At 60.6% G+C, this 26,515-nt stretch carries 23 protein-coding genes; 10 read left to right on the forward strand and 13 right to left on the reverse strand.

Annotated elements, in window-relative coordinates; genetic code table 11:
• Positions 1-38 precede the first annotated feature (38 nt).
• From I6L49_RS11480 to glyA, 10 genes are all read right to left on the reverse strand, one after another.
• On the reverse strand, positions 39-1,763 hold the full coding sequence (locus I6L49_RS11480; RefSeq protein WP_005358467.1) for an ABC transporter ATP-binding protein: 1,725 nt from the start codon (positions 1,761-1,763) through the stop codon (positions 39-41).
• 487 nt (positions 1,764-2,250) lie between these two features.
• Entirely contained in the window at positions 2,251-2,745 is a 495-nt protein-coding gene (locus tag I6L49_RS11485) for a phosphatidylglycerophosphatase A (RefSeq protein WP_005349509.1), read from the reverse strand.
• Positions 2,742-3,701, reverse strand: coding sequence for a thiamine-phosphate kinase (gene thiL, locus I6L49_RS11490; RefSeq protein WP_216949580.1), 960 nt, complete (start codon positions 3,699-3,701; stop codon positions 2,742-2,744). The genes I6L49_RS11485 and thiL overlap by 4 nt, the downstream gene beginning before the upstream one ends.
• 57 nt (positions 3,702-3,758) lie before the next feature.
• Positions 3,759-4,172: a transcription antitermination factor NusB gene (nusB, locus tag I6L49_RS11495; protein WP_005343514.1), complete on the reverse strand. Its 414-nt coding sequence runs from the start codon at positions 4,170-4,172 to the stop codon at positions 3,759-3,761.
• Between the two features lie 14 nt (positions 4,173-4,186).
• Positions 4,187-4,657: a 6,7-dimethyl-8-ribityllumazine synthase gene (gene ribE, locus I6L49_RS11500; protein WP_019445931.1), complete on the reverse strand. Its 471-nt coding sequence runs from the start codon at positions 4,655-4,657 to the stop codon at positions 4,187-4,189.
• Positions 4,658-4,938: 281 nt separating this feature from the next.
• Entirely contained in the window at positions 4,939-6,048 is a 1,110-nt protein-coding gene (gene ribBA, locus I6L49_RS11505) for a bifunctional 3,4-dihydroxy-2-butanone-4-phosphate synthase/GTP cyclohydrolase II (protein WP_201902227.1), read from the reverse strand.
• Between the two features lie 149 nt (positions 6,049-6,197).
• The gene (locus tag I6L49_RS11510) at positions 6,198-6,851 is read right to left on the reverse strand and encodes a riboflavin synthase (protein WP_216949581.1); all 654 of its coding nucleotides are present in this window, start codon (positions 6,849-6,851) and stop codon (positions 6,198-6,200) included.
• A gap of 56 nt (positions 6,852-6,907) precedes the next feature.
• On the reverse strand, positions 6,908-8,017 hold the full coding sequence (gene ribD, locus I6L49_RS11515; RefSeq protein WP_216949582.1) for a bifunctional diaminohydroxyphosphoribosylaminopyrimidine deaminase/5-amino-6-(5-phosphoribosylamino)uracil reductase RibD: 1,110 nt from the start codon (positions 8,015-8,017) through the stop codon (positions 6,908-6,910).
• A gap of 97 nt (positions 8,018-8,114) precedes the next feature.
• A complete protein-coding gene (gene nrdR, locus I6L49_RS11520; protein ID WP_005338880.1) occupies positions 8,115-8,564 on the reverse strand; it encodes a transcriptional regulator NrdR in 450 nt (149 codons plus the stop codon).
• A gap of 150 nt (positions 8,565-8,714) precedes the next feature.
• The gene (gene glyA / locus I6L49_RS11525; protein ID WP_005338884.1) at positions 8,715-9,968 is read right to left on the reverse strand and encodes a serine hydroxymethyltransferase; all 1,254 of its coding nucleotides are present in this window, start codon (positions 9,966-9,968) and stop codon (positions 8,715-8,717) included.
• A gap of 324 nt (positions 9,969-10,292) precedes the next feature.
• On the opposite strand from glyA, the gene I6L49_RS11530 reads away from it, so the two are divergent.
• On the forward strand, positions 10,293-10,577 hold the full coding sequence (locus tag I6L49_RS11530; RefSeq protein ID WP_043822853.1) for a hypothetical protein: 285 nt from the start codon (positions 10,293-10,295) through the stop codon (positions 10,575-10,577).
• 48 nt (positions 10,578-10,625) lie between these two features.
• Here I6L49_RS11530 and torS read toward each other — a convergent pair whose 3' ends face one another.
• The gene (gene torS, locus I6L49_RS11535; protein WP_216949583.1) at positions 10,626-13,451 is read right to left on the reverse strand and encodes a TMAO reductase system sensor histidine kinase/response regulator TorS; all 2,826 of its coding nucleotides are present in this window, start codon (positions 13,449-13,451) and stop codon (positions 10,626-10,628) included.
• Between the two features lie 70 nt (positions 13,452-13,521).
• On the opposite strand from torS, the gene torT reads away from it, so the two are divergent.
• On the forward strand, positions 13,522-14,568 hold the full coding sequence (gene torT / locus I6L49_RS11540) for a TMAO reductase system periplasmic protein TorT (protein ID WP_216949584.1): 1,047 nt from the start codon (positions 13,522-13,524) through the stop codon (positions 14,566-14,568).
• 37 nt (positions 14,569-14,605) lie between these two features.
• Complete coding sequence (locus I6L49_RS11545) at positions 14,606-15,010, forward strand: GFA family protein (protein WP_139472017.1); 405 nt, start codon at positions 14,606-14,608, stop codon at positions 15,008-15,010.
• A 36-nt stretch (positions 15,011-15,046) separates the two neighbouring features.
• On the opposite strand, the gene torR is transcribed toward I6L49_RS11545, so the two are convergent.
• Positions 15,047-15,760, reverse strand: coding sequence for a two-component system response regulator TorR (torR, locus tag I6L49_RS11550; protein WP_042080622.1), 714 nt, complete (start codon positions 15,758-15,760; stop codon positions 15,047-15,049).
• A gap of 145 nt (positions 15,761-15,905) precedes the next feature.
• Here torR and torC point away from each other — a divergent pair, with 145 nt between their 5' ends.
• The 5 genes from torC (at position 15,906) to I6L49_RS11575 (ending at position 23,337) form a co-directional block, all read left to right on the forward strand.
• A complete protein-coding gene (gene torC, locus I6L49_RS11555) occupies positions 15,906-17,072 on the forward strand; it encodes a pentaheme c-type cytochrome TorC (RefSeq protein WP_216949585.1) in 1,167 nt (388 codons plus the stop codon).
• Between the two features lie 27 nt (positions 17,073-17,099).
• Positions 17,100-19,592 carry a trimethylamine-N-oxide reductase TorA gene (gene torA, locus I6L49_RS11560; protein ID WP_216949586.1) on the forward strand — a complete coding sequence of 831 codons (2,493 nt, stop codon included), beginning with the start codon at positions 17,100-17,102 and terminating at the stop codon, positions 19,590-19,592.
• A 99-nt stretch (positions 19,593-19,691) separates the two neighbouring features.
• On the forward strand, positions 19,692-20,360 hold the full coding sequence (gene torD / locus I6L49_RS11565; protein WP_139405696.1) for a molecular chaperone TorD: 669 nt from the start codon (positions 19,692-19,694) through the stop codon (positions 20,358-20,360).
• A 7-nt stretch (positions 20,361-20,367) separates the two neighbouring features.
• Positions 20,368-20,736: a hypothetical protein gene (locus tag I6L49_RS11570; RefSeq protein ID WP_042080620.1), complete on the forward strand. Its 369-nt coding sequence runs from the start codon at positions 20,368-20,370 to the stop codon at positions 20,734-20,736.
• A 189-nt stretch (positions 20,737-20,925) separates the two neighbouring features.
• Positions 20,926-23,337, forward strand: coding sequence for an EAL domain-containing protein (locus I6L49_RS11575; protein WP_254127610.1), 2,412 nt, complete (start codon positions 20,926-20,928; stop codon positions 23,335-23,337).
• A gap of 30 nt (positions 23,338-23,367) precedes the next feature.
• On the opposite strand, the gene I6L49_RS11580 is transcribed toward I6L49_RS11575, so the two are convergent.
• Entirely contained in the window at positions 23,368-23,646 is a 279-nt protein-coding gene (locus I6L49_RS11580; RefSeq protein WP_031227628.1) for a hypothetical protein, read from the reverse strand.
• A 169-nt stretch (positions 23,647-23,815) separates the two neighbouring features.
• Between I6L49_RS11580 and acs the strand changes: the two genes are divergently transcribed.
• Positions 23,816-25,762 (forward strand): acetate--CoA ligase, encoded by a 1,947-nt coding sequence (gene acs, locus I6L49_RS11585; RefSeq protein ID WP_139405692.1) that lies wholly within the window; start codon positions 23,816-23,818, stop codon positions 25,760-25,762.
• A 288-nt stretch (positions 25,763-26,050) separates the two neighbouring features.
• Positions 26,051-26,500, forward strand: a complete 450-nt coding sequence (gene aroQ, locus I6L49_RS11590; protein WP_005338907.1) for a type II 3-dehydroquinate dehydratase — start codon at positions 26,051-26,053, stop codon at positions 26,498-26,500.
• Positions 26,501-26,515: the final 15 nt, after the last annotated feature.

A 26,515-nucleotide genomic window follows, 5' to 3' on the forward strand; every position in this document is an offset into this window, starting at 1 on the left:
ACTTTTTTTGACAAGCAGACCGGCGCACCGGCGCTCTCCTAGCTTGCGATTTCCAGCCCCTCGCGGGACATTCCCTTGAACTCCGGCATGAGGGAGATCAGCTTGCGGCTGTACTCATGCTCGGCATTGGTAAAGAGTTTCTCGGTCTCGGCCACCTCCACCAGATGACCGTGCTGCATCACCCCGATGCGGTCGCACATCTGGCGGATCACCGGCAGATCGTGGCTGATAAACAGCATGGTGAGCTTGAGCTCCTGCTGCAGATCCTTGAGCAGGTTGAGGATCTGGGCCTGCACCGACACATCCAGCGCCGAGGTCGGCTCGTCACAGATAAGGAAGCGCGGGCGAGTGGCCAGTGCGCGGGCAATGGAGATACGCTGGCGCTGACCGCCGGAGAACTCGTGGGGATACTTGACCCCGGCACCACGACCGAGACCCACGTGATCCAGCAGATCGCCGACGATCCCCTCGATCTGGCTCTCGCTGCTCGCCAGCTGATGGAAGCGGATCGGCTCGGCAATGATGTCGCGCACCTTCATCCGCGGGTTCATCGAGGAATAGGGGTTCTGGAACACCATCTGCATCTGGCGACGCAGCGGGCGACGCTCGCGCTCGCTCTTGAGAGCGGTCAGATCGATCCCCTCGAAGAAAATCTTGCCGGTATCAGGCGGATAGAGACCGGTGATGGCGCGGGCAATGGTCGATTTGCCGGAGCCCGACTCCCCCACCAGACCGAAGGTTTCACCCTCGAAGATCTCGAAGCTGATGTTGTTGCAGGCACGCACATACTGGCGGCGGCTCGGGAAGATGGAGTCCTTGGTGACGAACTTCAGATCGACGTTCTCCACCCGCAGCAGCGCCCCTTCATAGGCACGCTCGTCCTGACTCTGGCCGAGCCAGTGGGTCTTGAGGTCGATATTGGTATCCGGCGCACTGGCATCCTCGATATAGGAGACCAGCGGGAAACGCACCAGCTTCACATCGGAGCGGGGCACCGCCGAGATGAGGCTGCGGGTATAGGGGTGATTGGGGCTGCCCAGTACCTGTTCGGTCAGGCCGAACTCCACCAGATCGCCGCGATACATCACCGCCACCTTGTCGGTAACGTTGGAGACCACGCCCATGTCGTGGGTCACCAGCATGCAGCCCACCTGACGCTCTTTGCAGAGGGCGCGGATAAGCTGAAGGATCTGATCCTGAATGGATACGTCGAGCGCCGTGGTCGGCTCATCAGCGATGATCAGCTCCGGATCGCAGGAGAGCGCAATGGCGATAACCACCCGCTGACGCATGCCACCGGAAAACTGGTGCGGATACTGTTTGATGCGCAGCTCCGGCTGCGGAATACCCACCGCCCCCATCAGCTCCAATGCCTTGGCAAAAGCGGCTTCGCGAGAGAGGTCGGTATTGGCCAGAATGGTCTCCACCAGCTGATGCTCAACGGTGAACAGCGGGTTGAGGGAGGTCATGGGGTCCTGGAAGATGAACCCGATACGGGAGCCACGGATGGCCCGCATCTCGTTCTGGCTCTTGCCGGAGATGAGCTCGCCATTGAGATAGATATCGCCACGGGCGATGCGACCCGGCGGGCTCAGGAGATCGATAACGGCGTTGCCGATGGTGGACTTGCCGGCGCCGGATTCACCGACCACTCCGACAATCTCACCCTTTTCGATAGAGAAAGAGAGATCCTTTACCGCGGCCAGCACCCCGTAGCGGGAGGGGTACTCGATCCGCAAGTTCTTTACTTCGAGCAAGGACATGTTTACCTCTGCGGGGGACATCCGTCCCAAATAATTCGTCCGTAAATCAGCCGCAGATGCCGGTTGTTACCTTGGGCAATATTCGCTCAATCCATGAGGCAGCGAAACCAGCGATCCGGGCGGGTTTTTTGCATTTTTTTGGAATAACCCGCGAGTAACTTAGACGGTTTGACCACGGGTGTAAATGATTGAGTTATACAATTCCGCAATGTTTTGTGCAGATAACCACCAATTCGGCAGAGATAAATGATGATTTTCATCACACAAATGGCCGGTGCGTCCGTACATCTATTGGTATCATTACTTTAATTTCAACAACAACGCAACAAGCAGCATTTATCACTATTTCCAAAACAATCACCAGCCCCGAATGAGTAGTGAATATTTATGTGAAATGGATGATAAACGGCAGCATATGCCGATGAATGAAAATTAAGCAGATATAAATCGGGGGATGCCAGAACGGTCATCCCCCGGAAGGGGGCACTCAACCGAGCCAGAATGCCAGTAATTGCATACAAAACAGGGCGAACAGGCCAGCGATCAGATCGTCCAGCATGATGCCCAGGCCACCGTGGATCCGGCGATCAAACCAGGAGATGGGCCAGGGCTTGAGCACATCAAACAACCGGAACAGCGCGAAGCCCGCCACCACCCACTCCCAGCCGGCTGGCGCTGCGATCATGGTGACGCCAAAGCCGATCACCTCGTCCCAGACGATGGCGCCGTGATCCGGCATGCCGATGGCATCGGTGGCGCTCTGGCAGATACGAATACCGACAACAAAACCCACCGCCAGCAAGGCGATAAACCAGTGGGTCGGCAGACCGCTCACCAGCAGATAGAGCGGAATCGCCGCCAGGGTGCCCATGGTGCCCGGCGCTTTGGGGCTGAGACCGGAACCAAATCCCACCGCCAAAAAGTGAAGCGGATTTTTCAGATCCAGTCGTGTCAGCTCGGGCTTTATCCTGAACAAACTCATGCGAAGTGATCCCACCCTTTCAGTTGCAACTCGACCGCCTGGTCGCCACGCAGGTAGTCGATGCCCGGCTCGCCCGCCACGATGCGGCCGATGCGGCTGAATTTGACCCCGCTGTGGGCCAGCGCCGTATCGAGCGCGCCGCGGTGCTCCTCCGGTACGGTGAAGCAGAGCTCGTAGTCATCGCCACCGGCCAGCGCCAGTTGCCACGCCTCCTGCTCGCTCACCGCATCCTGCAGCACCGGCGAGAGCGGCAGCAGATCGAGCTCGATCTGGGCCCGCACGCCGGAGGCCTTGAGGATATGGCCGAGATCCGATGCCAGACCGTCGGAGAGATCCAGCGCACTGCCCGCCAGCCCGCGCAGCGCCTGACCGGCCAGAATGCGGGGATGGGGGTGGTCGAGCCGTGGCAGCACAGCTGCCAGCTGGTTCTCGTTGAGGGTGCGTTTGCTCAGCAGGTGGGAGAGCGCCAGCGCGGCATCACCCAGAGTGCCGGTCACATAGATGCCGTCACCGGCTTTGGCACCACTGCGCATCAGGGCGCGACCGGCAGGCACCGACCCCTTGACCGACACCGTGATGGAGAGCGGCCCGCGGGTCATGTCCCCGCCCACCAGCGCCACGTTGTAGTACTCGGCGAGCTCCAGGAATCCTTCGGCAAAGCCGGCAACCCAGCTCTCGTTGATGGCCGGCAACGTCAGCGCCAGCGAGACCCAGCGCGGCTCGGCTCCCATGGCGGCGAGATCGGAGAGATTGACCGCCAGCGCCTTGTAGCCGAGATCCACCGGATCCATGTCGGGAAAGAAGTGTACGCCGCTCACCAGAGTGTCGGTGCTCACCGCCAGCTGGGTATCGGGGGGCAGGGTCAGCAGGGCACAGTCATCTCCAGGGCCCATCACCACGTCCTTGCGGGCGTGGGGGACCTTGAAGTACTTATCAATCAGCTCAAATTCACCCATACAGTAAAAAGCCAGCAATAAGCTGGCTCCTCTCTTAGATGCTGACGGACAGCAGGATCAACGCTTGTTCAGCGACTTGATCACCTTGTCCAGTACACCGTTGACAAACTTGTGGCTGTCATCGGCAGCAAAAGCTTTGGCCAGCTCGATCGCTTCGTTGATAACCACGCGCGGCGGTACATCATCACGACGGGTCAGCTCGTAGGTCGCCAGACGCAGGATCGCCTTGTCCACCATGTCCACTTCTTCCAGCGGACGGGAGAGGAAAGGTGCAAACACCTTGTCCAGCTCGCTGCAGTGGAGGGCTACCCCGAACAGCAGATCGCGGAAATAGTTCAGGTCTACACCCTTGGTGTCCTGATCGATCTTGAACTGCTCTTCGATGTCACCCACGTTAGCCTTGGTCATCTGCCACTGGTAGATGGCCTGGGTGGCGCAATGGCGGGCTTTACGGCGCTCAGACGGTTTCAATGTACTTCTCCTCGTTACACGTCCAGTTCTTTCAGGACGTTGATCATTTCGAGCGCTGCCAGTGCAGCCTCTGCACCCTTGTTACCCGCCTTGGTACCTGCACGCTCGATGGCTTGTTCAATGTTTTCAGTGGTCAGCACACCGAAGGCAACGGGAATTTCATATTCCATCATTACCTGGGCCATGCCCTTGCTGTTCTCGTTTGCCACCAGGTCGAAGTGGTAGGTGCCGCCACGGATGACAGTACCGACCGCCACGATGGCATCGTATTGACCACTCTTGGCCAGCTTCTTGATGACCAATGGCATTTCAACCGCGCCCGGCACTTTTACCAGTGTCAGGTTGCTGTCCTGCACTTGACCTTGACGCTTCAGTACGTCCACCGCGCCGTTCACCAGACTGTCGTTGATGAAGCTGTTGAAACGGGCAACAACAATAGCAATGCGCGCCTCAGGAGCGGCGATATTTCCTTCGATAACCTTCATTGGAAATCCTGTATCTGTGCAATCAAAAGGGCCGGAGTCAAAAGTGCGCACATTCTAGCACAACAGACCCACGACAAAAACCATGGCCGCAATAGACGGCCATGATCGCGATTTAACCAGTCCGGCGCGCTTACTCGCCGGTACATTCCACGACTTCCAGACCGAAACCACTCGGAAGGGGATGCTACTTCTCTGGTGGGACTTTACTCGCCGATGTACTCAACCACTTCCAGACCGCCCCCCCCCCCCCCGGAAGGGGATGGTACTTCTCTGGTGGAGCTTTACTCGCCGACGTACTCAACCACTTCCAGACCGAAACCACCGAGGGCATGGTACTTCTTCGGCGAGCTCAGCAGACGCATCTTGCTCACGCCGAGCGCCTTGAGGATCTGGGAACCCACGCCAACACGGCGCGAGGTGCCCTGCCACTTGGCTCCTTCCGGTGCCAGTCCCTTGTCGGCGGCTTCAAAACCCTTGACCCGGGCCAACAGCTCGGCGCCGTGGGCTTCCGCCCCCAAAATCACCAGCACCCCGCCTTCGTCAGCGATGCGGGCCATGGATTTGGGCAGCGGCCAGCTGCGGGCGGCGTGGCGGTCGGTCAGCAGCAGATCGCTCAGCACATCGTGCAGATGGACGCGCACCAGGGTCGGCTGGTCGGCCTGCACCTCACCCTTTTTCAGGGCGAAGTGAACCTGATTGTCGATGGTGTCGCGGAAGGTGATGAGGTCGAATTCGCCAAACTCGGTCGGCAACTTGCACTCGGCCACCTTCTCGACCGTGGTCTCGTGCTGGTTGCGGTACTCGATAAGGTCGGCGATGGTGCCGAGCTTGATGCCGTGCTCCTCGGCGAACACCTCCAGATCCGGACGGCGCGCCATGGTGCCATCTTCGTTGAGGATCTCGACGATAACGGCGGCAGGCTCGAAACCGGCCAGACGGGCCAGATCGCAGCCCGCTTCGGTGTGACCGGCACGGGTCAGCACGCCGCCATCCTGCGCCATCAGCGGGAAGATGTGGCCCGGCTGCACCAGATCGGCCGCCTTGGCATTGGGCGCCACAGCGGCCTGCACGGTCACCGCACGATCGGCGGCGGAGATACCTGTGGTCACCCCTTCCGCCGCCTCGATGGAGACGGTAAAGGCGGTGGAGAACTGGGCATTGTTGCGATCCACCATCAGCGGCAGCGCCAATTGCTTGCAGCGATCCCGGGTCAGGGTCAGGCAGATGAGGCCACGGCCGTAGCGGGCCATGAAGTTGATATCCTCCGGACGGACGCAGGAGGCGGCCATGATGAGGTCCCCTTCGTTCTCCCTGTCTTCGTCATCCATCAGGATCACCATCTTGCCAGCCTTGATATCGGCAATGATTTCCTGGGTTGTGCTCAGCGCCATGGGCTACTCCATCAGTGTGCTTGGGGGTTGAGCCCGCAGGCTCAACGCAAATGCGTGTGTATGTTGCTCTAGATTGGGGCTAGCGGCTCCATTTCAATCAGAGCGGGATCACAGAAAATCGTTTTGGTGGCCAGATTCAGCGCACACCGTCAGAGAAAACCGGCCTTGGCCAGTGTCTCCATGGTCAGGGTCGAGGCGCTGCTCTCCTGACTCTTGCCTATCATCAACCGCTCCAGATAACGGGCGATCTGATCGACCTCGAGGTTGACCTTGTGGCCCGGCTTCCAGCTGGCGATGGTGGTCTCCTGCGCGGTGTGGGGCACGATAGTCAGGCGGAAAAGGTCTCCCTGCACCGCGTTGACGGTGAGGCTGATGCCATCCACCGCAATGGAGCCCTTCTCGGCGATATACCGGGAGAGCTCGCCCGGCGCCTTGATCCAGTACTCGATGGCGCGGCCGCTGCTGGAGACGCTTTTCACCTCCCCTACCCCATCCACATGGCCGGAGACCAGATGGCCGCCGAGGCGGGAGGTGGGCATCAGCGCCTTCTCGAGGTTGACCCGATCGCCCACTCTGGCGGCGGCAAAACCGGTACGGGAGAGGGTTTCCAGCGACACATCGGCGGTATAGCTCTTGTCGCCCAGCGCCACGACGGTGAGGCAGACGCCGTTGGTAGCGATGGAGTCGCCCAGCTTGACGTCGCTAAAATCCAGGCCTGGAGCGTGGACGGTGAGGGCCATGTCCTCCCCCTGACGACGCAGTTCGGCCAGGGTCCCCACCGCTTCGATAATTCCGGTAAACATGCAGATCACCTTGCTGATGATGGGGGCAGCTGCTGCCCCCCTTGAACATTGAAAGATCAGGCTATTTTGGCGGTAATGCGAATATCTGGCCCCACCATGCGCACATCCTTGATGGCGAGCTTGGGTGCCTGGAACAGCCGGGTCAGGCCGGGCAGATGGAACAGGCCGCGCCCCTCGTCGCCCATCAGTTTGGGCGCCTGATAGAGCACCAGCTCATCCACCAGCCCTTTTTCCAGCAGAGCGCCGCACAGCCGCGGGCCCGCCTCGACCAGTACCGAGTTGACGTTCTGCTTGGCCAGCAGCATGAAGAGGCTGACCAGATCCAGCTTGCCATCCAGCAGCGGCAGCTCCAGCTGCTGCACCCACTCGGGCCACTCGCCGGACGCCTTGTGACGGGCCAGCAGCACCGGGCTCTCGCTCTGGAACAGCGGCAAGTCGGGAGTGAGCCGGTTTTGCGAATCGACGATGACTCGCAGCGGCTGGAGCAGGGTCTCTTTGGGATAACTCGCCTTGACCGAGGGGGGCAGCTCGTCCCAGCGCACGGTCAGGGATGCGTTATCGGCCAGCACCGTCTCGGCGCTGGAGAGTACCGCATCGTGGCGGGCCCGCAGTCGCTGCACGTCACGGCGCGCATCCGGGGAGGTGATCCACTGGCTCTCGCCGCTCGCCATGGCGGTACGACCATCGAGACTGGCCCCCAGCTTGACGGTCACTCGCGGGAAGGCGGTCCGCATCCGCTTGAAAAAGCCCGGGTTGAGCGCTTCCGCTTCGCTCGCCAGCAGGCCGAAATCGGTCTTGATGCCCGCTTCGGAGAGCATGCGCAGGCCACGCCCGCCCACCTGGGGATTGGGATCAACCATGGCCGCCACCACCCGGGCCACCCCGGCGTTGATCAGCGCTTCGGCGCAGGGAGGAGTACGACCGTGGTGAGAGCAGGGTTCGAGGGTCACATAGGCGGTAGCGCCACGGGCGTTGTCACCGGCGGCGCGCAGGGCGTAGACCTCGGCATGGGGCTCGCCCGCCTTCTGATGCCACCCTTCGCCAACCACCACGCCATCTTTCACCAGCACGGCGCCGACGCAGGGGTTGGGGGCCGTGGTGTAACGGCCGCGGCGGGCCAGCTCGAGGGCCCGACTCATCCATTGGTAATCATCTTGACTAAACATTCGGGCTCCTTTGACAACACATCTCGGCTTTACGCAGTATCGTAGGTTCGATTAGCGCAGCGTAATCGGACGCGGCAACATGGGTGAGAATGGCGGTTTACTTCTCCAGCTTGGCAATCTCTTCGCCAAACTCGCGAATATCTTCGAAGCTGCGATAGACGGAGGCAAAGCGAATATAGGCCACCTTGTCCAGACTTTTGAGCTCATCCATCACCAGATTGCCCACCAACTCGGAGGCGACTTCACGCTCGCCGGTGGCACGCAGACGGGATTTGATATGGTTGACCGCCTTTTCGATGGCCTCCATGCTCACCGGCCGCTTCTCCAGCGCCCGCAGGATGCCGGCACGCAGCTTGTCTTCATTGAACGGCTCGCGGGAGCCGTTGGACTTGATGACGCGGGGCATCACCAGCTCGGCCATCTCGAAGGTGGTAAAACGCTCGTGACAGAGCAGACACTCACGACGGCGGCGCACCTGATGGCCTTCTGCCACCAGACGGGAATCGATCACCTTGGTATCAACCGCACTACAGAATGGGCAATGCATCGGACCTCCGGCGTTAATGGAACAGGGACCGGCCCGGCGGGCCAGGATCTAGGTCGGCCAGTGTAGCACGGCCATCCAAAACCGGTAAAAGCCAGAAAAAACAATGCCACCCGCAGGTGGCATTGGTCTCAAACCGAACGGTCTGGCTTATCAGCCATAAACCGGGAAGCGGCGGCAGATATCCAGCACCTTCTCACGCACGGTGGCCAGCACGGCATCGTTGTCGTGGTTGTCCAGTACGTCGCAGATCCAGTGGGTCAGCTCGATGGACTCGGCTTCCTTGAAACCACGGCGGGTGATGGCCGGGGTACCGATCCGCACACCGGAGGTGACGAACGGGGAGCGCGGGTCATTGGGCACGGAGTTCTTGTTGACTGTGATGTTGGCTTTGCCCAGTGCAGCGTCAGCATCCTTACCGGTCAGCTCGCGGCCGATCAGGTCAACCAGCATCAGATGGTTGTCGGTACCGCCGGAGACGATCTTGTAACCGCGCTCGATAAAGGTGGCAGCCATCGCCTTGGCGTTTTTCACGACCTGAGCCTGATAGGTCTTGAACTCCGGCTCCAGCGCCTCTTTGAAGGCAACGGCTTTACCGGCGATGACGTGCATCAGCGGGCCACCCTGACCACCCGGGAAGACGGCAGAGTTGAGCTTCTTGTAGAGCTCCTCGTCGTCAGCGGCGGAGAGGATCAGACCACCGCGCGGACCGGCCAGGGTCTTGTGGGTGGTGGAGGTGACCACGTGAGCGTGGGGAACCGGGTTCGGGTAGACACCAGCGGCAATCAGACCCGCCACGTGAGCCATGTCGACGAACAGGTAGGCACCGACCTTGTCGGCGATTTCGCGCATGCGGGCCCAGTCAACGATGCCGGAGTAGGCGGAGAAGCCACCGATCATCATCTTCGGCTTGTGCTCGACAGCCTGACGTTCCATGTCGTCGTAGTCGATCTTGCCGGACTCATCGATACCGTAAGGCACGATGTTGTAAAGCTTGCCGGAGAAGTTGACCGGAGAGCCGTGGGTCAGGTGACCGCCGTGGGCCAGGTTCATGCCCAGTACTGTGTCGCCCGGCTGCAGCAGAGCCATATAAACGGCGCTGTTGGCCTGGGAGCCGGAGTGCGGTTGCACGTTGGCGTAGGTGGCACCGAACAGCTCTTTGGCGCGCTCGATAGCCAGGGTTTCGACCACATCCACATACTCGCAACCACCGTAGTAACGCTTGGAGGGGTAACCTTCGGCGTACTTGTTGGTCAGCTGGGAGCCCTGGGCTTCCATGACACGGGGGCTGGTGTAGTTCTCAGACGCAATCAGCTCGATATGCTCTTCCTGACGACGGGTTTCGTCTGTGATGGCCTGCCACAATTGCGGATCATAATTGGCGATGGTCATGTCACGTTTCAACATCCGTTTCTCTCCTGAAAATCGTTTGCGCGTTAGGTGAAGTGGGCGCGTGCATTGTAACGTGAGCTGGATCAAAGAGACAGTCCAACCACCTAAAAAAATGTTGAATTTATGTTGTAAAAAGCAAGATTCCCTCCCCGTTCAATACCCTGGCCGCTCCGCCAAACGGCACATTTTTCATCCCGCTGCGGGCAGGCAAAACCCGAAGGGGATCACAACGCCCTCTTTATCCATCCTGTAACATATTCATTCGAAACAAATTTAATGATGATGGAGCTGATTGCAGCCATGCATCCGAGGGGCTGCACCTAACCGGAGGAGTTCAAGATGGACCATCTGCTGACATTCGTGATCCTGGCTGTCTTTTTTCTGTTCTACTGGGTCTACTACACCAGCCAACGCAAACATCTCCCCACCACCTCGTGGGATCAACTCCCCACCAAAGCCGAATATCTGGCGGCCCACCCTGAATCAGTCGATGGCGACATCATCTTCTGTTATCACTGCGGCCACCACGAGTTGCTGGAGGTGGGCATGGTGCACCTGACCGATTTTCGCCGGGAATGGGTCTGTGCCAAGTGCAAGCAGGTGCTGTTTCGCGAGAGCGAATAACGGCGCAGGGGCTGGCCCCCTCTGAACGTTGTGCATCGCCAGCAGGGATCAGAACGGCGCATCCCTGTTGGCCGCCAGCCACTGCTGCAACCCGCTCACCGCCGCGTCAAATTGCGCCCCGATTGCCGCAGGCTCCCCGCCTCCCGCCTCAAGAGCCGCACAGTGGCTGGCAAATTCGGTCAACCCCAGCGCCAGCGCACTCCCCTTGAGCTTGTGCGCCAGCTGACGTTGCTCACTTCCCTCACCCTGAGCCAACTTATCCAGCAACACCCGCCCTTGCGACTCAAACAGCGCGACCAGCTGACGGATCCGCGCCATGCCGAGCAGGGGCAGATCGGCATCCAGCACCGGATTGGCACACTCGGGGTGGTTAGTTGGGGGCACGGCTACTGATAACTGCACCTGTGGCTCGATAGCGGCGCCCTCTTGCCGAAATAGTTGATCTATGGCGTTCGCCAGCACCGCCAGCCGTACCGGCTTGCCGACAAAATCGACAAACCCGGCGGCAAGGCAGTGGCGGATATCCTCCGGATACATCTGGGCCGAGATGGCGATGGCGGGCAGCGGCCGCTCATGCATCTCCTCGCTGATGGCGGCCAGATCCTCGCGCAGGGTCATCCCGTCCATATCGGGCAGATTGATATCGAGCAGCGCCAGCTCGAAGGGGCGCTCAGTCACCAGCGCCAGCGCACTGCGACCATCCTCCGCCAGGGTGACGCGATGGCCGAGGCGGGTCAGCATGCCTTGCGCCACCAGCCGGTTGATCTCGTTATCCTCCACCAGCAGGATGTCACGGGACTGGCCAAGGTGCAGCGGTTGCGCCTCGGCAGGCAACTGGGCGCTCGAACGCTGCAACGGCAAACTGAAGCTGAATTCACACCCCTTGCCCGGTTCGCTGGCAAGGATAAGCTCGCCCCCCATGGCGGCCACCAGCTTGCGGCTAATCGCCAGACCCAGCCCGGTGCCGCCCTGATGGCCTATATCACGCTTGCGCTGGCGAAACGCCTCGAACACCGCCTCCTGCTCATCGGCCGGAATGCCGGGGCCGGTATCGCGCACCACGAAGCGGATGCAGGGCTCGGCGCAAGGGCCTTGGCAGGCAAGAGGCGCTACCGTCAGGGTAATCTGGCCACGGGCGGTAAACTTGACCGCATTGCCGAGCAAGTTGCCGAGCACCTGGCGCAGTTTGCCCAGATCCCCCTCGACCACAGGCGCCAGCTCGGGCGCATATTCCAGCGCCAGAGTGACCCCCTTGGCCTCTGCCTTTGGCCGGAACAACGCGCTGAGCTCATCCACCAGCTGGAACAGGGGGAAGGGTTCGCGGCGCGCCTCCACATGGCCCGCTTCTATCTTGGAGTAGTCGAGAATGTCGTTGAGGATCTCCAGCAGGGATTCGCCACTGTGTTCGATGGCGGCCAGATAGCGCTGCTGGGTATCGCTCAGGTGGGTATCTTCCAGCAGTGTCAGGCCACCCAGAATGCCGTTCATGGGGGTGCGGATCTCGTGGCTCATGGTGGCGAGAAACACAGACTTGGCGCGGTTGGCCTGCTCTGCCTCGGCGCGGGCCTGCCGCTGCTTCTCCACCTCCTCATTGAGCCGCTCGTTGGCGTGGCTGAGCTGGCCAGTGCGCTCCTCGACCCGCGACTCCAGCTCGCGCTGATAGCGGCCCAGCTCCACCGCATTGTCACGAAACACCTGCAGGGCCCGCCCCAGCTCCGCCAGCTCATCGCGCCCGGTACTGGCGATCGGCTCAAGGGGGGCCAGATCCCCGCGCGCCAACCGGCTCATCCCCGCCACCGCCCGTTGCAGTGGCCAGACGATCCGGCCATAGACCATGCGCCACATCAGCAGCATCAGTAGTAGCAGGGTGAGCAGGCCAATGGCCATCAGCGCCTGCTCCAGCAGCCTGAGGCGCTGGCTTAGCGCCTGCTGGCTCTGCCCCAGCGAATCGCGGGCACGGCTGACCAGCTCTCCGACCTGCTGGTTGAGGCTGCTCATCAGGGCCTCATTGGCATTGGCCAGCACCCGCAGCGCCTCCCCCTTGCCGAGCCAGTCGCTGCGCAGTTGCACCAGCTTGTCGCTCTGCGAAAGCACGGTCAGCGCCTGCTCCACCGCCTGACGGCGTGCCGGGTCGGTCACCGCCCCGGCCCGCAGTTGCAAGATGGCCAGCTCCCGCTGCCCCTCTTGCAATAGCGTTTGCAACTGTTCCTGTCGTTCGCTGCGCCACATCTCCTCGATGCGCTGCTGCTGCATCAGGGTGCGATGACGCAGCTCGGTCATCTGCTCCAGCCAGTCGAGATCCTGCTCCAGCAGGCGGTCCAGCGTCCGAGTCGCCTGCGCACCTTGTTGTTGGTAGAGGGAACCCAACCCCGCCACCATCACGGTTTCGGCGTTCTCCATCTGGCTGCGCGCCAGCTCGGCGATCTGCCCGGCCGCCGCCACCAGACGGGCCCGCTGCGCCTCCCCTTGCGCCATCAGGGTCAATCTTTCCCCCACCAGCCAGCCCTGCTGGCCCAGATTGCCGATGATGCTCTGACTGAGCTGATCGAGGCTTGTTGAACCCTGCCCACGACCAAGTTGCGCCAGTACCTGTTGCAGCTGTTGCCCCTGCAGGGTGAGCAGGCGTCCCTGATGCTCCCGCTCCTGCTCGCTGGTTGCGGTGGCCAGCAGCCGTGACGCGCTCTGGATCTCGCCGCTGAGACGAGAGAGGGTACGCGCCAGCTCCTGATCGGCCAGGGTCTGCTGCACCCCTTGTTCCAGCTGGCGCAGATGGCTAAGCCCCACCCAGCCCAGCAGGGAGGCACTCAGTGTCAGCAATGCCATCAGGGAGAAGGCCAGCAGCAACTTGCCACCCAGGCCGGAAAAGATTCTCACGGGAAGTCCCTTGGTTGTGGTCGGCTTTGACCGGATAATATGGCCCAACACTTTAACAAAACCCCTGACCATGCGAAGCGTCTATCTCTCCCCGTTGTTGCTGATCTGGTTGCTAATGCTTCCCCGAGCCGCCCTCGCCTTTGCGGTCGATATCTGGCCCGGCGGCGAATTCAGCGGCCAGCCGGTGCGCCAGCAGTGGCCGGAACCCGCTGCCGCAACCAAACCGCTGGCCCTCTGTGCCCTCTACCCCCATCTGCGCGACGCCTACTGGCTTTCGGTCAATCAGGGCATGGTTGACGAGGCGAAGCGGCTGGGAGTCAAGTTGCAGATCCACGAAGCGGGGGGCTATGGCGCCCTCGCCGAGCAGCGCCAGCAGTTGCAGCGCTGCGTGCAGGAAGGGAGCGACGCCATCTTGCTCGGCGCGGTGAGTTATCAGGGCTTACGCGAAGCGATCACAGCCACGCAACTGCCGGCCTTTGGACTGGTCAACGATCTGCCCAGCGGTCTGGTGCAGGCGAAGGTGGGAGTATCCTGGTACCAGATGGGCTGGCAAATCGGCCACTGGCTGGCGCAGCGCCACCCCGCCGGCAGCAAGCCGGTCTCGGTCGCCCTCTTCCCTGGCCCGCAGGCAAGTGGTGGCAACAACTTCGTCGAGCCGGGCTTTGCCGATGCCATCAAGGGGAGCGCCATCAAGCTGGTCACCACAGAGCGCGGCGACAACAGCCGGGAAATCCAGCGCACGCTGGTGCAGCAGACGCTGGCCCGCTATCCAGAGCTCGACTATCTGGTGGGAGGCGCCATCGCCGCCGAAGTGGCGGTCAACGAGCTGGCGCAGCGCCATCTCGACAGGCCCCGGGTGCTGAGCACCTACTTCAGCCACGGGGTACAGCGGGGCCTGCGCCGGGGCAAGATCCTGGCCGCCAACAGCGATCAGATGCGGCTGCAGGGGCGCCTTGCGGTCGCTCAGGCGGTCTGCCTGCTGCAACACCCTGATGCCGGTGCCGAGCAGTGCCCGCGGGTGATGGGGCCACCCATTCTGACGCTATCTGCACCGCTGACCGACCCCGCAAATTCCCTCTCGGATGGCGCTTTTCGTCCCGTCTATCGGGTCGAATAGCCGTTCCAAGTCCGATCAGCACACTCAAGGAGAAGAGATGAAAGAGTTACATGCCAGCTGCCTGTGCGGCGCCGTTGCCCTGACCCTGCCGGATCAGTTCGACTATATGGGGAACTGCCACTGCAGCGAATGCCGCAAGTTTTCAGGGGGAGATTATGCCTCGGTCGGCGGACTGGATGGCAACAAGGTCACCATAGTGAAGGGGGAAGAGGCCATCTGCCGCTACCGGAAATCGGCAGAGACCACCCTGGCCTTCTGTCGTCACTGCGGCTCCAGCCTGTTCAGCCAGAAGAGCAGCAGCGGCAAGATCAATCTGCGGTTGGGGGTACTGGACGACGTGCCGAGCCAGCGGCCCGCGTTTCACATCTTTGTCGGCTCCAAGGCACCCTGGCACCAGATTGGCGACGACTGCCCGCAATTTGATACCCGCCCGCCGGTCTGATACCCGGTCAAACAGGTCAAGGCCACCGTAACGGGCTCAGGAGGCTATCTCGCCAGCAAACAGATAGCCTTCACCATGGACGGTGACAAACAGCTGGGGATCCCGCGGATCCGCTTCCATCTTGCCGCGCAGCCGCCGGATCAACACGTCTATGGTGCGATCGCTCGGGCCATCGCCGCGATGGCTGATAAGGGTCAGGATCCGCTCCCGGCTGAGCACCCGCCCGGCATGGGCGACAAAGGCCACCAGCACTTCATATTCGGCCTTGGTCAGACGCACCGGCACTCCGTCCTTGCTGAGCTGGCGGCGGGGAATATCAAAACGCCAGGGGCCAAAGCGCACCGCATCGTCAGCCACCGCAGGCTCGCTCGGCGCGGCGGCCGCCAGCGAGATCCGCCACAGCAGATTCTTGACCCGCACCAGCAACTCCCGCAGCTCGAACGGCTTGGTGACATAGTCGTCGGCCCCCATCTCGAGGCCGACAATCCGATCCACCGCATCGCTGCGGCCGGTGACCAGAATGATCCCCACCGTGCTGCGCGCCCGCAGTTCACGGGTCAGCAGCAGACCATCTTCCCCCGGCAGGTTGATATCCAGCATCACCAGATCGACCGTCTGTTCCGCCAGCACGGCGCGCATCTCCTGGCCATTTTCGACCGCCGTCACCCGATAGCCCTCCCGCTCGAAATAGCCGGTCAGCTTCTCGCGGGTAACCGCATCATCTTCAACAACCAGAATGTGGTAGCTCATGGGCAGGGTTCACGATGGTCGACAAGGGAGGATTATTCTATTCACATTTTGTCATAAATACCCCTATTTCATTAATTTGTGGCGGCAGCCCTGTTCACAACGCCTCCCTATCATGGCTCCCATCAAAAAAGTGATGTGAGAGAGCATGATGAAAAAACTGTGGCACTTCCTGCGCACCCCCAGCCGTCGCTGGTCGGTACTGGCGCTGCTTCTGATGGGCGTCGGCGTCACCCTAGCGGGCACCGTCGGCCTGCACTATGGCTTTGAGAAAACCAGCAGCCTCGAATTCTGTATCTCCTGCCACTCCATGAAAGACACCGTCTATCCGGAGTACAAGGAGTCCATCCACTTCAAGAATGCCTCCGGGGTACAGGCGGTCTGTACCGACTGTCACCAGCCGAAGGACTTTGTCGGCAAGGTGGCCCGCAAGATGGAGGCGGCCAACGACCTCTATCAGGAGTACATAGGCCACAGCATCGACACCCAGGAGAAGTTCGAGGACCGGCGCCTGCATCTGGCCGAGAAGGTGTGGGCGCGGATGAGCAGCCAGAACTCCAAGACCTGCAAGTCCTGCCACAGCTACGACAACATGGATCACGCCAAGCAGTCCCCGGCGGCAGCGCTGGCGATGAAAGATGCGGCGGCGAAGAACATGAACTGCATCGAGTGCCACAAGGGCATCGCCCACGAACTGCCCAACATGGCGGGGGGCTTCCGGGCTACTTACGCCACCCTGGTCAACGACGCGCAAGAGGCGCCAGCCGCCGAGACCCTCTACAACCTGGGTGAAAAAGATCTCTATACCAGCGAACAGAGCACCGACCCGGTCGGCAAACTGCTGCCCGCCTCCCGCATCGACGTCGTAGACCGCAGCGGCGATCGCCTCAAGGTGACCATCGAAGGGTGGCGCGAGAGTGACGGCAAAGGCCGGGTACTGAGCGAATACATGGGCAAGCGGGTCTTCGTCGCCACCATCCGTGACGAACTGAAAGCGAGCGAGAAAGTGCTCAAACAGGAGACCGACAGCGCCACCCATATCAAGTGGGAGCAGGTTCAGGTTCAGGCCTGGGTCGATGGCAAGGGCTTTGAGTCCTCGCTCAAGCCGATCTGGGATTACGCTGGCGAGATGTACAAATCCACCTGCAACTCCTGCCACGGCGCGCCGGATCCCGCTCACTTCACCGCCAACGGCTGGATCTCGGGGCTCAAGGCGATGTCTGCCTATTACCGTCTGAGCAAGGAAGAGGAGCGCACCCTGCTCAAATACCTGCAAAACCATGCCGCCGATACCGGTGGTCAGGGCAGCCACTAAGTCCGGATTCGAAAGAGGAATAACAAGATGATCAATATTTCCCGTCGTGGTTTTCTGGGTGGTTTGCTGGCCAGCGGTGCCTCTGCCCTGATCGGCCCCTCCCTGCTCGGTCGCGCCGTGATGGCCGCCGAGTCCGGCGACAAGCTGGTGCAGTCCGGCTCCCACTGGGGCGCCTTCCGTGCCCGGGTGGTCGATGGCCGCTGGGTCGAGACCCTGCCGTTCGAGCACGACAAGCACCCCACCGACATGCTCAAGGCCTTGAGTGAGGTGGTCTACAACCCCTCCCGCATCCGCTACCCCATGGTGCGGCTGGACTGGCTGCGCAAGGGCCACCAGTCCGACACCAGCGAACGCGGCCAGAACCGCTTCGTGCGGGTCACCTGGTCCCAGGCGCTCGATTTTTTCTATCACGAGCTGGAGCGGGTGCAGAAAACCTATGGTCCGAGCGCCCTCTATGCCGGTCACTCCGGCTGGCAGTCGGTGGGCAAACTGCACTCCGCTGGTGCCATGCTCGGACGCGCCATGAACCTGCACGGCACCTATCTGGCCAAGGCCGGTGACTACTCCACCGGTGCCGCCCAGGTGATCCTGCCCCACGTGGCCGGCGCCATGGAGGTGTATGAACAGCAGACCTCCTGGCCGCTGGTGCTGGAACACAGCAAGACCATCGTCATCTGGGGCTCAGATCCCATCAAGAATCTGCAGGTGGGCTGGCTGGTGCCGGATCACAGCGTCTACGACTACTGGGCACAGCTGAAAGAGAAGGTAGCCAAGGGCGAGATCCGGGTGATCAGTGTCGATCCGGTCAAATCCAAGACCCAGAAGTACCTCAATTGCGATCAGGTGACCCTGAATCCACAAACCGACGTGCCGCTGATGCTGGGCATCGCCCACACCCTCTACAGCGAGAAGCGCCACGACGAGGCGTTCCTGAAGAACTACACCACCGGCTTTGACAAGTTTCTGCCCTATCTGCTGGGCACCAGCGATGGTCAGGTGAAGGATGCCGAGTGGGCCGCGGCCATCTGTGGCGTACCAGCCGAGACCATCCGCGAGCTGGCCCGCGCCATGAGCAGTGGTCGTACCCAGCTTATCGGCGGCTGGTGTGTGCAACGCATGCACCACGGCGAGCAGTACGCCTGGATGCTGGTGGTACTGGCCTCGATGATTGGCCAGATCGGCCTGCCGGGGGGCGGTTACGGCTTTGGCTGGCACTACAACGGAGCGGGCACCATCACCTCCAGCGGCCCCATCATGTCCGGTTTCAGCTCGGTAATTCCCGGGGTCAAGCCGCTCCATGACGGCGACTGGAAGGGCTACTCCAAGTACATTCCGGTAGCCCGTTTCGTCGACTGCATCCTCAATCCGGGCAAGCAGATCGCCTTCAACGGCCAGACCATCACCTACCCCCACATGAAGATGGCGGTGTTCTGCGGCAACAACCCGTTCCACCACCAGCAGGATCGCAACAAGATGGTCGCGGCCTGGCGCAAGCTGGAAACCGTGGTCAGCATCGATCACCAGTGGACCGCCAGCTGCCGCTTCGCCGATATCGTGCTGCCCGCCACCACCACCTATGAGCGCGATGACATCGAGCAGTGGGGCTCCCACTCCAACGCGGGCATTCTGGCCATGTACAAGGTGGTAGAGCCGCTGTTCGAGGCGCGCGATGACTACGACATCTTCGCCGATCTCTGCCGTCGCTTCGGTCGCGAGGCCGAGTTCACCGGCGGCAAGAGCAAGCTGGAGTGGATCCAGAGCATCTATGACGACGCCCGCCTGCAGGGCCGCGGCATCGGCATTCGTCTGCCCCGTTTCAGCCAGTTCTGGCACGGCGAGGGCTTCGTCACCTTCCCGGCGGGCCAGCCCTGGGTGCGCCACGAGTCGTTCCGTCAGGAGCCGGATCTGGAACCCCTCGGTACCCCGTCTGGCCTTATCGAGATCTACTCCAAGACCATCGCCGACTACGGCTATGGGGATTGCCCGGGCCATCCGGTCTGGATCGAGCCCTACGAGCGCTCCCACGGCGGACCGGGCAGCAAACAGTACCCGCTGCACCTGCAATCTTGCCACCCGGACAAGCGGCTGCACAGCCAGCTCTGCTCGTCCGACAACTACCGAGCCACCTATATGGTGCAGGGTCGCGAACCTGTCTATATGAATCCGCAGGATGCCAAATCCCGCGGCCTCAAGGACGGCGATCTGGTGCGGGTGTTCAACGGTCGCGGTCAGGTATTGGCTGGTCTGGTGGTGAGCGATGATTACGCCCCTGGCGTAGTCCGGATACAGGAAGGTGCCTGGTATGGCCCGCAAGAGGGCGGCAAGGTGGGTACGCTCTGTACCTACGGCGATCCCAACGTGCTGACCGCCGACATCGGCTCCTCCAGCCTGGCGCAGGCCACCACGGCCCATACCGCGCTGGTGGAGATCGAGAAGTTCCGCGGGCAGGCACCCGCCGTCACTGCCTTCGGCGCGCCGGAATCGGCCAAGGGCATCGACCCCATGTTCCCGGCACTCTGACCCCGGGGGGACGAAAGCGCCCCCTTGAGTTTCCTTTATTTTTAAAGTCGTTAGAATCGGGAGCCATCAAGGCTCCCGATTGCCATCCACGGAGGAAAAATGCAGGAATTTATGGCTACCAGCGAACGCCGGGCCGAACTCTACTGGTGGTTCTCCACCCTGTTCGCCGCCGAACTCAGTGATGAGCAGATCGCCGAATATGACACCTATGACGTGCGAAGCTTCCTGAAAAGCCTCTCCACCCTGGATCCGATGCGCGAAGCCGTGGCCGAGCTCAACGATGCCATCGCCCGCCTGCTGGTGCGCCCGGATCGCCAGCTGGAACTGGCCGCCGACTTCGCCGGCCTGTTTCTGGTGGATCCCAAACAGGGCGCCCTGCCCTACGAATCGCTCTACCGCGGCGAGGCCAAGCTGCTGATGCAGGCCCCGATGGCCGAGATGCAGGCCCGCCTCGATCGCCTCGGTATCAATGTCAGCGATAAATACAAAGAGCCTGCGGATCATCTAGCCATTGAGCTGGATCTGATGGGCAATCTCATCATCCGTGCGGCGGAAGCCAAGGGCGCAGCCGAGCGGGAACGCTGGCTCGACGAGCAGGAAGCGCTGCTGCACGGTCATCTGCTGGGCTGGTTTGACAAGTTCGAAAGCGCCTGTCGCGCCGCCGACCGGTTTGGCTTCTACGGCGCCAGTGCCCGTCTGCTGGGGGTCTTCCTCAAGATGGATGCCAACTACCTCTCTCTGGTCAAACCGGCACCGTCCGCCGACTGAGCCCGCGATGAAGACAGCCCTGCTTCTGATTGCATGCTGGCTGCTGGCCCTGATCCCGCTGGATCAGGGCATTACTCCCCTGATTGCGCTGCTGTTCAACCCGGATCGCGAGCTCTACGGCACCGCCCAGCTCACCGGATTTGCCGGCATCCTGCTCACCCTCTACCTTGCCAATCTCGGCGTCGAGGTGGTGTTGCGCCGCCGCTTCCAGATTGCCGGCATGCTGGCGCTGCTGGCCGCCTGGATCGACTTCATCAACAGCAGTGGCAGCGAGTCGCACTTCCTGCTGCTCTATCTGCTCGCCCTCCCCTTCCATCTGCTCGGCTGGCTGGTATTTGTGCGCGGTATTCAGGCGTTTGGTCGCCAGAAGGGATAACCACTCGCCCCCTTTTTCCATCCTTTTTATCAGGTTTTTCTGCCTATTCTTGCCGTCAAAACAACCAGATAACTCCGCTTGACTCCCGGCCAAACAGTTCGTGCCATACTGACAACTGATGCAAGTGATAAAACAATCAATGCCGAGGTCATCATGGATGGGAAGCTTTTCAACGCCGACACCGAGGCAATGTTGACCCAGCTGTCAGATCACACCGTCCTGGAACAGCTGATGGATAATGCCCCTCTGGGCATCGGCGTCTTTGACTGCGAATTTCGCTACCGTAAAGTCAATCAGGTGCTGGCCGACATCAATGGCAAAAGCATCGAGGAGCATCAGGGCAAGCACCTCAGAGAGGTGGTTCCCAAGCTGGCCCCGACCCTGGAGCCCATGTTTCAGCAGATCATGCGCAGCGGCATGCCCTACGTGGATATCGCCATCACGGGCCAAACCGCGGCGTACGACAGCAGCTCCCGCCGCTTCCAAGCCACCTACAGCCCGATGCGTGATGAGAAGGGAGAACTGAACGGCATCCTCGCCATCGTACGGGACATCACCGAGCAGTACGAAACCGAACAACGGCTGCAACTGGCAATGCGAGCGGCCCAAATCGGTGTATGGGAGTGGCACGTGGCGGATGACAGATTGCTGTTCGACGGCCAGATTGAGCCGCTGCTGGGTATCGAGGCCAACCAGTTCCACGGCGGGCTGCAAGCGTTCGTCGACTGTTTTGAACCGGAATCCGGCAGCCAGCTCAAGGCAGCCCTGCAAAGTCATGACCCCATCCATCTCACCCTGAGCTACCTCACCACTCTCAACGAGCGCCACTGGGTCGATATTCATGCCGACCATGTCCCCGCCACCGAGTCGGTCGGCCACCGGGTCATGGGGGTCATTCACAATGCCACCGCCCGCCGCCGTCAGGAGGAGCGACTCCATCAGGCCAACGTGGTATTCGATACCACTGCCGAGGGGATCATCATCCTCGACAGCGAACACCATATTCTGTCGGTCAACCCGGCCTTCACCATGCTGACCCAATACAATGCCGAGGAGGTGATAGGCCGTACCCCGGATATCATCATGCATCCCAGGCGCTACACTGACCTCGACTATCCCTGGTATCACCTGCGCCCCGGCAACAACGCCTGGCATGGCGAGATGGTTTGTCTGCGCAAGGATGGCAGCTACTTCTCCTCCTGGCAGCAGATCAGCGCTGTCTATGACAACTTCAACAACACCACTCACTATGTGATCGCCCTTTCCGACATCAGCGCCATTCGCAAGGTGGAGGCCGAGCTGAATCACCTTGCCTATCACGATCCCCTGACCGAGCTGGGCAATCGTCATTTGTTGCAGGAGCGGCTGGCACTTGAGCTGAAAACCTCGCAGCTCAATCGCAAACGGTTGGGGCTGCTCTTTATCGATCTGGATGGCTTCAAGCTGATCAACGACAGCCTGGGCCACGGGGTTGGCGATGAGCTGCTCAAGCGGCTGGCAGAGCGGATCCGCGGCTGCCTGCAACACAACGATTTGGCGACCCGCCTCGGGGGAGACGAGTTTCTGGTGCTGATCCCCTATCTGGAGGAGCCTGACGAGCTGGCAACCCTTGCCAATACCCTGCTGACCGTATTGCGTGAACCGGTTGAGCTGGCCCATGAGCTGGTGGCAATCTCGGCAAGTATCGGTATCGCCATCTATCCGGATCATGCTGACAGCCCGGAAACCCTGGTCAGCGCCGCCGACAGCGCCATGTACGAGGCGAAAAGTCAGGGGCGCAACGGATTCCAGTTCTATACCCCCTGCATGGCGGCTCGAGCCCGCGAGCGAATGCAGATTGAGCAGGGTCTGCTCAAGGCCCTGGAGCTCGAACAGCTCTGCATTTTCTATCAACCCATGACCAATCTGGCCAACGGCCACCTGAGCGGACTGGAAGCCCTGCTGCGCTGGCAGCATCCCAATGAGGGGATGATAGCGCCGACCCGTTTTATTCCGGTGGCGGAGGAGTGCGGCCTGATCGAGAAAATTGGCGAGTGGGTGATGCGCAACGCCTGTGAGCAGGGACAAAACTGGCTGGCCGCCGGACTGCCGGTGCCCCGCTTGTCGGTCAATGTGTCGGTGCGGGAGATGCGCTCCCCAGGCTACGTTGAACGAGTCGCCGCCATCCTGGCCGAGACCGGATTTCCGCCAGAACGACTCGAGATCGAGGTGACGGAGAGCATCATCCAGCGGGTCGAACAGAGTCTGGATCTCTTTACCCGCCTGAAAAATCTCGGCGTGCAGATTGCCATCGATGACTTTGGCACCGGCTTCTCGTCACTGAGTCTGCTCAAGACCCTGCCGATCGATCGCATCAAGATCGACCGGGCGTTTGTGCAGGCATTACCGGAAGACAAGAACAGTCGGGAGCTCTGCCGCACCATCATCAATCTGGCCGACAGTCTGGATATGGAGGTCACCGCCGAAGGGATTGAAACCAAGGCACAACACGCCTTCTTGCAATCACTCAACTGCGGCGAAGGACAGGGCTATCTGTTCAGCAAACCACTGCATGTAGAACAGATGCACGAACGCTTGGATTGCCAAAACGTTCAACATTAGCGATACCAAGGAAACAAACGGCCAATCAAACTATTTTCCAAACGTCAGGGTAGGAACACCGCCATTATCCCGGTCATTGGCCATGCGAGTGAGCGGTGAGTCGCCAGAGTAACGGGATCCTGGCTCACTGAGGGAAAACTTGGTTCCCGACTTTTTGTCCTGCCATGCATGACCAAGCTGATCAGCAACCCGCTCCCGCACAGTCTGTGAAGGCTCCTGGTGTGTAATCGCAAACTCTTTGGGAGGCTTGTCTGCAAGAACAGTCGTATCAAACTGCCACAGAGATGCACAGAGCAATAGAGAAAACATAACTACCTCCATCCATCGAAGTCCTCCTTTTTACCGACTCACTGCGTGAGTGTCACCCATAACCCTGTAACCAAATGTTGCTGTCTATCCAAAAGTCTAATTGCCCCCATCAGCCAAAGGTATAAGTTGTTACTTAATTATTAAAAGTATGTATTCAAAGGAGTGAGTGATGAGCGAGAGCAAGGTCTACCCGGTCAAACCCCACATCAGCAGCAATGCACTGCTAGACAAGGGCGACTACGCCGCCATGTATCAGGCCTCCGTCGAGGATCCCGATACCTTCTGGGGAGAGCAGGGAAAAATTCTCGACTGGATGAAACCCTATAGCAAGGTCAAGAACACCTCCTACGATCCGGGCCATGTCTCCATCAAATGGTTTGAAGATGGCCAGCTCAACGTCTCGGCCAACTGTCTCGATCGCCATCTCGCCGAGCGTGGCGACAAGGTCGCCATCATCTGGGAAGGGGACAACCCCGCCGAAGATCGCAAACTCACCTACCGCGAGTTGCACAGCGAAGTGTGCAAGTTTGCCAACGTCTTGAAAGCACAAGGGGTTCACCGCGGCGACGTGGTCTGCCTCTACATGCCCATGGTGCCCGAAGCCGCCATCGCCATGCTGGCCTGTACCCGCATCGGCGCGGTACACAGCATCGTATTCGGCGGCTTCTCGCCAGAAGCGCTGGCTGGTCGCATCATCGACTCGGGCTCGCGCATCGTGATCACCGCCGACGAGGGGCTGCGTGGTGGCCGTCCGGTGCCGCTCAAGAAGAATGTGGATGAGGCACTCACCAACCCGGATACCCAGGTCAACAAGGTGATCGTGCTCAAGCGCACCGGCGGCAATGTCGCCTGGCACAACCACCGCGACATCTGGTGGCATGAAGCGACCGCCGCCGTCAGCAGCGACTGCCCGCCCGAGGCGATGAACGCCGAAGATCCGCTCTTTATCCTCTATACCTCCGGCTCCACCGGCAAACCCAAGGGGGTGCTGCACACCACCGGCGGCTATCTGGTCTATGCCACCCTCACCTTCAAATATGTGTTCGACTACCACGAAGAGGATATCTACTGGTGTACCGCCGATGTGGGCTGGGTCACCGGTCACTCCTATCTGGTCTACGGGCCGCTTGCCAACGGTGCTACCACCATCATGTTCGAAGGGGTGCCCAACTACCCGGCCACCAACCGCATGAGTCAGGTGGTGGACAAGCACCAGGTCACCATTCTCTATACCGCCCCCACTGCCATCCGCGCCCTGATGGCCAAAGGCAACGAAGCGGTCACCGGCACCTCGCGCCAGAGCCTGCGCATCATGGGTTCGGTGGGTGAACCCATCAACCCGGAAGCCTGGGAGTGGTACTACCGCACCATTGGTGACGAGCGCTGCCCCATTGTCGATACCTGGTGGCAAACCGAAACCGGCGGCATCCTGATTACGCCGCTGCCCGGCGTCACCGACCTGAAACCGGGCTCGGCGACTCGTCCCTTCTTCGGGGTACAACCGGCACTGGTCGACAACATGGGCGAACCGCTGGAAGGTGCCACCGAGGGCAACTTGGTGATCACCGACTCCTGGCCGGGTCAGATGCGCACCGTATTCGGCGATCACGAGCGGTTCGAGCAGACCTACTTCTCCACCTTCCCGGGCCGCTACTTCACCGGCGACGGTGCCCGTCGCGACGAGGACGGCTACTACTGGATCACCGGTCGGGTGGATGATGTACTGAACGTCTCTGGCCACCGCATGGGTACCGCCGAAATTGAATCGGCGCTGGTGGCCCATCCCAAGATCGCTGAAGCCGCGGTGGTGGGGGTTCCTCACGAGATCAAGGGTCAGGGTATCTATGCCTACGTCACCCTGATCGCCGGAGAAGAGCCGAGCCGTGAGCTGCACAAAGAGGTGAAGGAGTGGGTGCGCAAGGAGATCGGTGCCATCGCCACGCCGGATGTCATTCACTGGGCGGAGGGGTTGCCGAAGACCCGTTCCGGCAAGATCATGCGCCGCATCTTGCGCAAGATCGCCACTGGCGAAACCGACAGCTTGGGGGATATCTCCACCCTCGCGGATCCGGGCGTAGTAGACAAACTCATTCGCGAGAAGTCGGAAGCTGCCTGATCCCGCTTCGTTTGTTGCTCAATAAAGCCGGCCCTGTGCCGGCTTTATCGTTTCTTATCCGCCAGCAAACAGCAAGGTGGCAGCGACAAAGTATCTCAGGTCGAAACGTGCAATAAATAGCCAGATGTAGAGATTAGACCAGTAAAATGCTGCTAATTTTCACGAAATCAATATAATTGCGAAATCTGTGTGCCAGTGCACACCGATTTGCGCAGAAAATGGCTAGATTTCTGGTAGTCCACAAGATAGCTGATAGATAGCAGCATTATCATCGAGGATGTACTCAATATGTCGCAAAATCACCGAATTCTCCTGCTCAACGGACCAAACCTGAATCTGCTGGGCAAACGGGAACCGGGTATCTACGGCAGCAAGACGCTTGATGAGATCGTCGCCGATCTGAAGCTTAACGCCAGCGAACTCGGTGTCACTCTGGAACATCTGCAATCCAACGCCGAACATGAGTTGGTCGGCCGCATCCATCAGGCCATGGGCCAGGTGGATTTTATCATCATCAATCCGGCCGCCTTCACCCACACCAGCGTCGCCATTCGCGATGCGCTGCTGGGCGTTGCCATCCCTTTTATCGAGGTTCACCTGTCAAATGTCCATGCCAGGGAGCCGTTCCGTCATCACTCCTATCTGTCTGATGTCGCAAAAGGGGTCATTTGTGGTCTGGGGGCCGATGGCTACCAATTCGCTTTAACCGCGGCCGTGCACCATCTGCGCGCGGCTTGATAATCACTGATCAGA

Origin of the sequence: Aeromonas sp. FDAARGOS 1419 (assembly GCF_019047045.1) — a bacterium.
In the GTDB taxonomy this organism is placed as follows: domain Bacteria; phylum Pseudomonadota; class Gammaproteobacteria; order Enterobacterales; family Aeromonadaceae; genus Aeromonas; species Aeromonas veronii.